7 protein-coding genes and 1 pseudogene are annotated in these 11,309 nt (G+C 63.8%); 6 read left to right on the top strand and 2 right to left on the bottom strand.

The window, feature by feature from the left end:
• Positions 1–98 precede the first annotated feature (98 nt).
• From aceE to lpdA, 4 genes and pseudogenes are all read left to right on the top strand, one after another.
• The gene (gene aceE / locus AWB66_RS03435) at positions 99–2,795 is read left to right on the top strand and encodes a pyruvate dehydrogenase (acetyl-transferring), homodimeric type (RefSeq protein WP_087628880.1); all 2,697 of its coding nucleotides are present in this window, start codon (positions 99–101) and stop codon (positions 2,793–2,795) included.
• Between the two features lie 87 nt (positions 2,796–2,882).
• Positions 2,883–4,529 (top strand): dihydrolipoyllysine-residue acetyltransferase, encoded by a 1,647-nt coding sequence (aceF, locus tag AWB66_RS03430; protein WP_087628879.1) that lies wholly within the window; start codon positions 2,883–2,885, stop codon positions 4,527–4,529.
• A gap of 108 nt (positions 4,530–4,637) precedes the next feature.
• A pseudogene (locus tag AWB66_RS35260) lies at positions 4,638–4,805 on the top strand (biotin/lipoyl-containing protein); the annotation flags it as partial.
• A 159-nt stretch (positions 4,806–4,964) separates the two neighbouring features.
• Positions 4,965–6,704: a dihydrolipoyl dehydrogenase gene (gene lpdA / locus AWB66_RS03425; protein ID WP_456151187.1), complete on the top strand. Its 1,740-nt coding sequence runs from the start codon at positions 4,965–4,967 to the stop codon at positions 6,702–6,704.
• Between the two features lie 175 nt (positions 6,705–6,879).
• Here the strand turns inward: lpdA and AWB66_RS03420 are convergent, their stop codons facing one another.
• On the bottom strand, positions 6,880–7,455 hold the full coding sequence (locus tag AWB66_RS03420; RefSeq protein WP_087628877.1) for a phasin family protein: 576 nt from the start codon (positions 7,453–7,455) through the stop codon (positions 6,880–6,882).
• Between the two features lie 313 nt (positions 7,456–7,768).
• Between AWB66_RS03420 and AWB66_RS03415 the strand changes: the two genes are divergently transcribed.
• Both AWB66_RS03415 and pbpG read left to right on the top strand, forming a co-directional pair.
• Positions 7,769–8,722, top strand: a complete 954-nt coding sequence (locus AWB66_RS03415; RefSeq protein WP_087628876.1) for a histone deacetylase family protein — start codon at positions 7,769–7,771, stop codon at positions 8,720–8,722.
• 397 nt (positions 8,723–9,119) lie between these two features.
• Entirely contained in the window at positions 9,120–10,313 is a 1,194-nt protein-coding gene (gene pbpG, locus AWB66_RS03410; protein WP_087628875.1) for a D-alanyl-D-alanine endopeptidase, read from the top strand.
• 72 nt (positions 10,314–10,385) lie between these two features.
• Here pbpG and AWB66_RS03405 read toward each other — a convergent pair whose 3' ends face one another.
• Positions 10,386–11,192, bottom strand: coding sequence for an IclR family transcriptional regulator (locus tag AWB66_RS03405; protein WP_087628874.1), 807 nt, complete (start codon positions 11,190–11,192; stop codon positions 10,386–10,388).
• Between the last annotated feature and the right edge of the window lie 117 nt (positions 11,193–11,309).

Here is an 11,309-nt window from a genome sequence, read left to right as displayed (position 1 = left end):
GTGTTTGTCCGGACCCTCTTTAGAATTGCCGCACGCGGCCGGCGCCGTATGGCGCGTGATGTCTGTTCATAGAGCGTTCCTCAAATCAGGAGACGAGCATGTCCGCTGTACCCGACGAAGTTCTGAAATATGTCGCCAACGCCAACGACGACGATCCCCAGGAAACCGCCGAGTGGCTCGAAGCGCTAGACGGCGTGATATCGGCAGTGGGTCCTGATCGCGCGCATTACCTGATCGAAAAGCAAATCGAATTCGCCCGCGTGCATGGCGAGCATCTGCCGTTTTCCGCGAACACGCCGTACATCAACACCATTCCCGTCGCCAATCAGGCCAAGATTCCCGGCGACCAGGACATCGAACACCGCATCCGCTCGTACACGCGCTGGAACGCCATCGCGATGGTGTTGCGCGCCGGCAAGGACACGAACGTCGGCGGCCATATCGCGTCGTTCGCGTCGGCTGCGACGCTCTACGACGTCGGCTTCAACCACTTCTGGCACGCGCCGTCGAAAGATCATGGCGGCGACCTCGTGTTCGTGCAGGGCCACTCGTCGCCGGGCGTGTACTCGCGCGCGTTCCTGCTCGGGCGCCTGACCGAGAAGCAACTGAACAACTTCCGCCAGGAAGTCGGCGGCGAGGGCATTTCGTCCTATCCGCACCCGTGGCTGATGCCGGACTTCTGGCAGTTCCCGACCGTCTCGATGGGCCTCGGCCCGATCATGGCGATCTATCAGGCGCGCTTCATGAAGTACATGGAAGCACGCGGCATCGCGAAGACCGAAGGCCGCAAGGTCTGGGCGTTCCTCGGCGATGGCGAGACCGACGAGCCGGAATCGCTCGGCGCGATCGGCATGGCCGGCCGCGAGCGGCTCGACAACCTCGTCTTCGTGATCAACTGCAACCTGCAGCGTCTCGACGGCCCGGTGCGCGGCAACGGCAAGATCATCCAGGAACTGGAAAGCGAATTCCGCGGCGCCGGCTGGAATGTCGTCAAGGTCGTGTGGGGCAGCCGCTGGGACGCGCTCTTCGCGCGCGACAAGACGGGCGCGCTGATGCGCCGGATGATGGAAGTCGTCGACGGCGAATACCAGACGTACAAGTCGGAATCGGGCGCGTTCGTGCGCGAGCACTTCTTCAACACGCCGGAACTGAAGGCGCTCGTCGCCGACTGGTCCGACGAGGACATCTGGAACCTGAACCGCGGCGGCCACGATCCGCACAAGATCTACGCCGCGTACGATCAGGCGCAGAAGGCGAAGGGCTCGCCGACCGTCATCCTTGCCAAGACCATCAAGGGCTACGGCATGGGCGAGCACGGCCAGGCGATGAACATCACGCACCAGCAGAAGAAGCTGCCGATCGAGACGCTGAAGAAATTCCGCGACCAGTTCCGCCTGCCGATTCCCGACGACAAGATCGAGGACGTGCCGTATCTCACCTTCGAGGAAGGCTCGAAGGAACTCGAATACATGCGCGCCCGCCGCCAGGACCTCGGCGGCTATCTGCCGACGCGCCGCGAGAAGGCCGAGTCGCTGCCGGTGCCGGAACTGTCGGCGTTCGAGCCGGTGCTGAAGGGCACGGGCCCGGGCCGCGAAATCTCCACGACGATGGCGTTCGTGCGGGTGCTGAACATCCTCCTGAAGGACAAGGCGCTCGGCAAGCGCATCGTGCCGATCGTCCCGGACGAATCGCGCACCTTCGGCATGGAAGGTCTGTTCCGCCAGATCGGCATCTGGAATCAGGAAGGCCAGAAGTACGTGCCGGAAGACTCCGACCAGCTGATGTTCTATCGCGAATCGGAAACCGGGCAGATCCTGCAGGAAGGCATCAACGAAGCCGGTGGCATGTGTGACTGGATCGCGGCCGCGACGTCGTATTCGACGCACGGCGAGATCATGATCCCGTTCTACATCTTCTATTCGATGTTCGGCTTCCAGCGCATCGGCGACCTGGCCTGGGCCGCCGGCGACATGCGTTCGCGCGGCTTCCTGCTGGGCGGCACGGCCGGCCGCACGACGCTCAACGGCGAAGGTCTGCAGCACGAAGACGGCCATTCGCTCCTGTGGGCGGCATCGATTCCGAACTGCGTGAGCTACGACCCGACGTTCGGCTACGAACTCGCGGTCATCATGCAGGACGGCCTGCGCCGCATGGTCGCGGACCAGGAGGACGTGTACTACTACATCACCGTGATGAACGAGAACTACGAGCATCCGGCGATCCCCGAGGGTGACGCGGTTGCATCGGACATCATCAAGGGCATGTACGCGTTCAGGAAGGCCGACGCCGACGCGAAGGCGCCGCGCGTTCAGCTGATGGGCGCAGGCACGATCTTCAACGAAGTGATCGCCGCGGCCGAGCTGCTCAAGACCGACTGGGGCGTCGCCGCCGACCTCTGGAGCGTGCCGAGCTTCACGGAACTGGCCCGCGAAGGCCAGGCCGTCGAGCGCTACAACCTGCTGCATCCGACGGAAGAGAAGAAGGTCGCGCACGTCACCAAGCTGCTGAAGGACGCGCCGGGCCCGGTGATTGCGTCGACGGACTACATCCGCGCGCTCGTCGACCAGATCCGCGCGTACGTGCCGCAGAAGTTCGTGGTGCTCGGCACCGACGGCTTCGGCCGCTCGGACACGCGCGAGGCGCTGCGCCACTTCTTCGAAGTCGACCGCTACTGGGTCACGCTCGCGGCGCTCAACGCGCTCGCGGACGAAGGCACGATCGAGCGCAAGGTCGTCGGCGAGGCGATCAAGAAGTACAACCTCGACCCGTCCAAACCCAACCCGATGACCGTCTAAGGCATCGCCCCCGAGCGTTGTGAAGGCGCATCCTCCCCGAGCCCAAACGCGGGGAGGATGGGTCGTGCAACCCAGGAGACACTAATAATGAGTCAAGCGATCGAAGTCAAAGTGCCGGACATCGGCGATTTTTCCGATATCCCGGTCATCGAGATCCACGTGAAGCCCGGCGACACCGTCGAGAAAGAGCAGTCGCTCGTCACGCTCGAATCCGACAAAGCCACGATGGACGTCCCCAGTTCAGCCGCGGGCACCGTCAAGGAAGTGAAGGTCAAAGTGGGCGACAACGTGTCGGAAGGCTCGTTGATCGTCGTGCTCGAAGGCGGCGCGAGCGGTGCTGCTGCCGCTTCTGAAGCGCCCAAGGCGTCACCGGCCCAGGCGAGCGCGGCGCCCGCCGCGTCGTCGGGCGGTGGCACCGTCGAAGTGAAAGTGCCGGATATCGGCGACTTCACGGACATCCCGGTCATCGAGATCGCGGTGAAAGTCGGCGACAAGGTCGAGAAGGAGCAGTCGCTCATCACGCTCGAATCCGACAAGGCGACGATGGACGTGCCGTCGCCCGCGGCCGGCACCGTCAAGGAACTGAAGGTCAAGCTCGGCGACACCGTGTCCGAAGGCACGCTGATCGTCGTGCTGGAAAGTGGCGGCGGGGCTGCCGCGCCGTCTGCGTCCGCTGCGCCCGCCGCGAAGCAGGACGCGCCGAAAGCCGGGGCGCCCTCCGACGCACCGGCCAAGCCCGCACCGCAGAAAGAAGCGCCGTCCGCGCTCGCGCAGGCGCCCGTCATGCCCGCCGGCGACGGCACGCGCACGTCGAGCCACGCGTCGCCTTCGGTGCGCAAGTTCGCGCGCGACCTGGGCGTCGACGTGTCGCGCGTCACGGGTTCCGGCCCGAAGGGACGCATCACGCAAGGCGACATCACCGCGTTCGTGAAGGGCGTGATGTCGGGGCAGGGCAAGGCGCCGGCGGCAGCGGCCGCACCGGCTGGCGGTGGCGGCGGCGAACTCGGTCTGCTGCCGTGGCCGAAGGTCGATTTCACGAAGTTCGGCCCCGTCGATCCGAAGCCGCTCTCGCGCATCAAGAAGATTTCGGGCGCGAACCTGCATCGCAACTGGGTCATGATCCCGCACGTCACGAACAACGACGAAGCGGACATCACCGAACTCGAAGCGCTGCGCGTGAAGCTGAACAAGGAAAACGAAAAGGCCGGCATCAAGATCACGATGCTCGCATTCGTCATCAAGGCCGTGGTGTCGGCGCTGAAGAAATTCCCGACCTTCAACGCGAGCCTCGACGGCGACAACCTCGTCTACAAGCAGTACTACCACGTCGGTTTCGCCGCCGATACGCCGAACGGCCTGATGGTCCCGGTGATTCGCGACTGCGACAAGAAGGGGCTGCTGGACATCGCGAAGGAAATGGCGGACCTCTCGAAGGCGGCACGCGACGGCAAGCTGAAGCCCGACCAGATGCAGGGCGGCTGCTTCTCGATTTCGTCGCTCGGCGGGATCGGCGGGACGAACTTCACGCCGATCATCAACGCGCCCGAAGTCGCGATTCTCGGGTTGTCGCGCGGCGCGATGAAGCCCGTCTGGGACGGCAAGCAGTTCGTGCCGCGCCTGACGCTGCCGCTTTCGCTCTCGTATGACCATCGCGTCATCGACGGGGCCGAGGCTGCGCGCTTCAACGCGTACTTGTCGGGGATTCTGGCGGATTTCCGTCGGGTGATTCTTTGATCCGGTGCGCTGCCGTTCTTTAGGCGGCAGCGCCTGTCATCCGCCGACGAAGGAACCGGCCGCTTCGCCCGAAGCCCGGTTCTCTCCGCACAATTCTTAGGGGACACCATGAGTCTCGTCGAACTAAAAGTACCCGATATCGGCGACTTCACTGACGTCGATGTCATCGAAGTCAACATCAAGGCCGGCGACGCCATCGAAAAAGAACAAGGCGTCATCACGCTCGAAACCGACAAGGCCACGATGGAAGTGCCCGCCGACGTCGCGGGCACCATCAAGGAAGTGAAGGTCAAGGCGGGCGACAAGGTCTCGCAGGGCTCCGTCATCGCGATGATCGAGACAGAAGGCGCGGGCGCCGCTGCCGCGCCGGCCGCGAAGCCTGCCGAGACGGCCAAACCCGCCGAGCCGAAGGCGGCGGGCGGCGGCACGCAGGAAGTGAAGGTGCCGGACATCGGCGATTTCAGCGACATCCCTGTCATCGAAGTGCACGTGAAGCCGGGCGACACCGTCGAGAAGGAACAGTCGCTCGTCACGCTCGAATCCGACAAGGCGACGATGGACGTGCCGTCGCCGGCAGCTGGCACGGTCAAGGAACTGAAGGTCAAGGTCGGCGACACCGTGTCGGAAGGCGTCGTCATCCTGACGCTCGAAGGCTCGGGCGGCGGCGTGAGCGAAGTGCCGACGAAGCCGCAGGCGGCGCAACCGCAGCCGGCCGAAAAAGCCGCAGCGCCCGCGCTGAAGGCCGGCAGCTACTCGGGCGCAGCCGACATCGAGTGCGACATGCTCGTGCTCGGCGCCGGCCCGGGCGGCTATTCCGCCGCGTTCCGGGCGGCCGACCTCGGCATGAAGACCGTGCTCGTCGAGCGTTACGCGACGCTCGGCGGCGTGTGCCTGAACGTCGGCTGCATTCCGTCGAAGGCGCTGCTGCATACGGCGCTCGTGATGGACGAAGCGCACGAACTCGCCGATCACGGCATCAGCTTCGGCAAGCCGACCATCGACCTCGACAAGCTGCGCGGCTTCAAGGAAGGCGTCGTCAAGAAGCTGACGGGCGGTCTGGGCGGCATGGCGAAGGCGCGCAAGGTGCAGGTGGTGACGGGCGTCGGCAACTTCGTCGATCCGAATCACATGGAAGTCGAAACCGCCGACGGCAAGAAGGTCGTGAAGTTCGCGAAGGCGATCATCGCGGCGGGCTCGCAGGCCGTGAAGCTGCCGTTCATGCCGGAAGACCCGCGCGTCGTCGATTCGACCGGCGCGCTGGAACTGCGCCAGATTCCGAAGCGCATGCTGGTGGTGGGCGGCGGGATCATCGGGCTGGAAATGGCGACCGTGTACGCGGCGCTCGGCACGGAAATCGACGTGGTCGAAATGCTGGACGGCCTGATGATGGGCGCCGACCGCGATCTCGTGAAAGTCTGGGAGAAGTACAACGCGAAGCGTTTCGCGAACGTCATGCTCAAGACCAAGACGACCCAGGCCGAAGCGAAGGACGACGGCATCTACGTGTCGTTCGAAGGCGAGAAGGCCCCGGCCGAAGCACAACGCTACGACCTCGTCCTGGTCGCGGTCGGGCGCAGCCCGAACGGCGGCAAGATCGGCGCGGACAAGGCGGGCGTCGCGGTGACCGAGCGCGGCTTCATCAACGTCGACAAGCAGATGCGCACGAACGTCGAGAACATCTTCGCGATCGGCGATCTCGTCGGCCAGCCGATGCTCGCGCACAAGGCTGTCCACGAAGGCCACGTCGCGGCGGAAGCGGCGCACGGCGAAAAGGCGTACTTCGACGCGCTGCAGATTCCGTCGGTCGCGTACACCGATCCGGAAGTGGCCTGGGCCGGCAAGACGGAAGACGAGTGCAAGGCGCAGGGCATCAAGTACGGGAAGGCCGTGTTCCCGTGGGCCGCTTCCGGCCGCGCGATCGCCAATGGCCGCGACGAAGGCTTCACGAAGCTGATCTTCGACGAGGAAACGCATCGCGTGATTGGCGGCGGGATCGTCGGTCTGAACGCGGGCGACCTGATCAGCGAAGTGTGTCTCGCGGTCGAAATGGGCGCGGACGCGACGGATATCGGCAAGACGATCCATCCGCATCCGACGCTCGGCGAGTCGATCGGCATGGCGGCGGAGCTGTACGAAGGCGTCTGTACCGACTTGCCGCCGCAGCGCAAGAAGTAAGCGCGGGCGGTTGCGGTCGAGTCGCCACGAACGGCGCACCCTTTTCGGGTGCGCCGTTTTTTTTCGGCATCCATGCGACGGACGAAAAAAAACCGCGCTCGAATGAGCGCGGTTCTTCTGCTACCTAAGTTCGCGTGACCGGCCAGAAAATCAGCGGGCTATCACGCAAAAAACCTTAGGCAACCGACTTCTTCGCGACGCGCGAAGCTTGTTCCGTCGCTTGCGTAGCGGCCTTCGTGGCGGCCGTAGCGGCTGCGTTGAAGTTGCTTTCCGCGATTTCGACAGCTTGCTTCGTTGCCTTGTGAACCGTTTCGTACGTGGTGTTGGCGGCGGTGATGGCCGACTTCATCACGGCGACTGCCGTTTCCGAACCCGCCGGTGCGTTCTTCGCGACGTTGTCGACGAGCGTTTGCACCTTGCGGTTTTGCTCTTCGTACTGAGCTTCGGCGACACGGGCGAATTCAGCTTGCGTAGCCGATGCGATTTCGTACAGATGACGGCCGTACGACAGAACCTTCTCGGCGACCGGCTGCGTCAGGCTGGCTTGCAGCGACAGCAGTTCTTGCGCGTCCTTCACCGACAGCGCGCGCTGCGCGTTTTCCTGGCTTTCAGCCAGCGTCGACTTCACGACTTGCAGATTCAGTTCGACCAGCTTTTCGATACCTTCGAACGCCTTGTTCGTGAGGCCGAAGAGGGTGTCGAAGTTGGCTTTTTGCGCGGCGGCGATTTGCTCGGGGGTCAACAGGGTCATCTCACACTCCTGAATTTCGACCCTGAAACGCGGGTCGTGGTTTTGTGGCGGACGCCGGGAATCCGGCTACCGAATGAAGCAACATCGATTGGTGCGTCGCAACATGGAACCCATTTTAGCCAAATTCTGATAGGAGTCAAGCCTTTTTTGTGCACCGCACAAAGAGCGTAATCTTTTTGTTAAACAACAACTTAGATGCGATGAAACGCACGCTCTGAGCGTACGGGAAAACCCGGACGCACCAAGACGGGACAAGGCGTACAGGACGATTCCGAGCTACGATCGGGCGTCGGAAAAGAGGGCTGGGGACTGGATGAGAGCATTTTATAGTGACCGTTTCGTGTTGCCGTTGCCGGCGGGTCACCGCTTTCCCATGCAGAAATATCGTTTGCTGCGCGAGCGTGTCGCAGCGGAACTGCGCGATGTCGCGCTGCACGAAGCGCCGATCGCCAGCGACACCGAACTCGCCCGCGTCCATTGCGCGGGATACATCGAGCGCGTCGCGACCGGGGCGCTCGATGCGCGCGAGCAGCGGGAGATCGGCTTTCCCTGGTCGCCGGAAATGGTGGAGCGCTCGCGGCGTTCGGTCGGCGCGACGATCGCCGCGTGCCGTGCCGCGCGCGTCGACGGCTTCGCGGTGAATCTCGCCGGTGGCACGCATCATTCGTACGCGGCGCACGGCGCTGGTTTCTGCGTGTTCAACGACGCCGCCGTCGCCGCCCGAGCCATGCAGGCCGACGCGCGGAAGCCATGCGGCGAGGGCGCGCGTGCACAGATTGCAATCGTCGATCTCGACGTGCATCAGGGCAACGGCACCGCCGCCATTTTCCGCGACGACCCGAGCGTGTTCACGCTGTCGCTGCATGGCGAGTCGAACTATCCGTTCGCCAAGGAAACGAGCGACCTCGACGTGGCGCTGCCCGACGGCTGCGACGACGACGCTTACGCCGACGCGCTCGCTCGCGCGCTTCAGACGATGTTCGAGCGCTGCGAGCCTGCGCTGATCATCTACCTCGCGGGCGCCGATCCGCACAAAGGCGACCGGCTGGGCCGCCTCGCGTTGAGCATGGACGGTCTGGCGCGCCGCGACCGCCTCGTCTTCGAAGCGGCCGCGGCGCGCGAACTGCCGGTCGCGATCACGATGGCGGGCGCCTACGGCCGCGATATCGACGATACGGTCGATGTCCACTTGCAGACGGTCCAGCTCGCCTCGACTGCCTGCGCACGGCGCCGCCGACACCCAAATCCAGGCGCCGCACTTTTTTAGGATGCCGCCGTAAACCTAAATTGTTCAAGGAACGTTAACATTTGGACTCAGTCGAAACGCGCGTTGCCGAACGGCAACAGGCGTTCCCGCCGTTTTCGCGTCGACCGGTTCCGGTTGCGTGATTGACGGCTCCGGACACGAAAAAGTCGACATTTCCCTCAAGTTGCAGAATTAATTGCCGATAGGCAGAGAAAGCCCGGGCGCGTACCAGGCAATCGGCGCAAAGTTTTCCGAAGAACGATCGTTTTTGACGATGGAAATGCTAAACCTTATTGGGTTTTCGCAATCGAGTCTTACAACTCGGTTTAAAGAGCGTCGATAAGTGCTTAATATTGCTTAAATTTCGCAGCTTTACTACACTTGCGGTACTCTCTCGCCGCCCCAGAACAGAACACTAATGAAAACCGAAATGTTTTCGCCGCTAAAGGTGATGCAAGGCGTGGCGCTCCGGACCGCCATGTCGGTCGCGGTATCCATCGCGGTTGCAACATCTTTCGCGGCCATGCCCGGCGAAGCCTTCGCAAAGACCACCACGGCGTCCAAGACGGCCGCCAAGAAATCCACGAAATCCGAAGCTGCCCAGGCGGCGCCCCGCGCGAAGAAGTCCGCGCGGACCGCCAAAGCCGCGCCCGCCGCGAAGTCCGCCAAAGTCGCCGCCGCGGATGACGACGACGCGCCCCGCGCGTCGCGCAAGGGTCGCGTGAACTACCGGATGGACCCGCACGGCCGCCGTAGCGCGGTGCACGCCGTCGCGTACCAGCCGCGCACACCGACCGTCGGCCAGGCGTTCGGGCTGCACGAAACGCCGGACACCCTCGCGCTGCGTTCGAGCGTCGCCTATGTGATCGACCAGAACACGCAGGAAATGCTGTTCGACAAGAACTCGCGCGCGGTCGTGCCGATCGCGTCGATCACGAAGCTCATGACCGCCATGGTCGTGCTCGATTCTCACGCCGCGCTCAACGAAGACCTCCAGGTCACGGACGAAGATCGCGACTACGAGAAGTACACCGGTTCGCGGCTCGCGGTCGGCTCGGTGCTCAATCGGGAAGACATGCTGCACATCGCGCTGATGGCGTCGGAGAACCGCGCCGCCGCCGCGCTGTCGCGCTACTACGCGAACGGCCGTCCGGGCTTCATCGCCGCGATGAACGCGAAGGCGAAGTCGCTCGGCATGATGGACACGCACTTCGAGAACTCGACGGGTTTGACGAGCCAGAACGTGTCGAGCGCGCGCGACCTCGTGAAGATGGTCAACGCGGCGTACCAGTATCCGCTGATCCGCAAGTTCTCGACCGATACCAGCTATGACGTGTTCACGGGCAAGCGCAACATCGCCTACCGGAGCACGAATGCGCTGATCCGCGATCCGTCGTGGGACATCGGCTTGCAGAAGACGGGTTTCATCAACGAAGCGGGCGAGTGCCTCGTGATGCAGGCGACCATCAACGGCCGGCCGGTCGTGATGGTGCTGCTCGATTCGTCGGGCAAGTATTCGCGTTTCGCCGACGCGGGCCGTCTTCGCGCGTATCTCGATACGGCTGGCGAGCCGCGCATCACCAGCGCGGACGCGGGCGGCGGCGGGACCTGATCTTCCCGAGCGCGGCAAGAAAAAACCGGATTCATCGCGAGATGAATCCGGTTTTCTTTTTGGGCGCCGCGTTCAGCGATGCGGCTGTGGCTGCGCCTCTTGCGGCACTTGCGCGTGATAGCCGAGCGAGCGCGAAATCTCGAGCGCCGTGTGGCTGAGTTGCTTGAGCCACGCATCTTGGAGGCGGTCGGCGGGCGCCGACAGCGACAATCCCGCGACGAGCCGCCCGGTATCGTCGTAGATGCCGGCGGCGATGCAGCGCACGCCCAGTTCCAGTTCCTCGTTGTCGCGCGCGCACGCCTGCTGGCGCACGAAGGTCAGTTCGCGTTCCAGCTTGGCGAGATCCGTGATGCTGTTCTGCGTATGACCCGACAAACCCGTGCGCGTGGCGTAGGCACGCACGCGCGAGGCTTCGTCGGCGGCGAGAAAGAGCTTGCCGACCGAGGTCAGATGCAGCGGCGCGCGCCCGCCGATCGCCCGCACGACCTGCATGCCCGAACGCTCCGAATACGCGCGCTCGATATACACGATCTCGTCGCCCTGACGCACCGAGAGATTGACCGTCTGGCCCGTCTGGCGGTGCAGTTCGCGCATCGGCGGCATCGCGGCTTCGCGCACCGAGAGGCGCGCCTTCACGAGATTGCCGAGTTCGAGCAGCCGCATGCCGAGGCGGTACGTGCCGGGGTCCGACCGGTCGACGAGCCGGCACAACACCATGTCGTTCAGGATCCGGTGCGCCGTCGACGGATGCAGCTCCGTGCTCTTTGCAAGTTCCTTCAGGCTGACGGGATCGGTGTGCGCGGCGAGGGCATCGAGCAGCTTCATCATGCGCTCGATGACCTGAATGGACGTTTTGGATTCCGGGTTCGTATCGCTCATCGTGGAAAATCGGTTGACGCGTCAAACAGCGGAACGGCAATTGTATCTCGTAATGTGAAAAAGAAGTGCGCGCCGGTCTTGCCCTTTTAATCAGGCGCCGTTCGCGCGCGCGGTTTA

This window comes from Caballeronia telluris (assembly GCF_001544495.1).
In the GTDB taxonomy this organism is placed as follows: domain Bacteria; phylum Pseudomonadota; class Gammaproteobacteria; order Burkholderiales; family Burkholderiaceae; genus Caballeronia; species Caballeronia telluris.
This window is presented reverse-complemented; position numbering and strand designations above follow the sequence as displayed.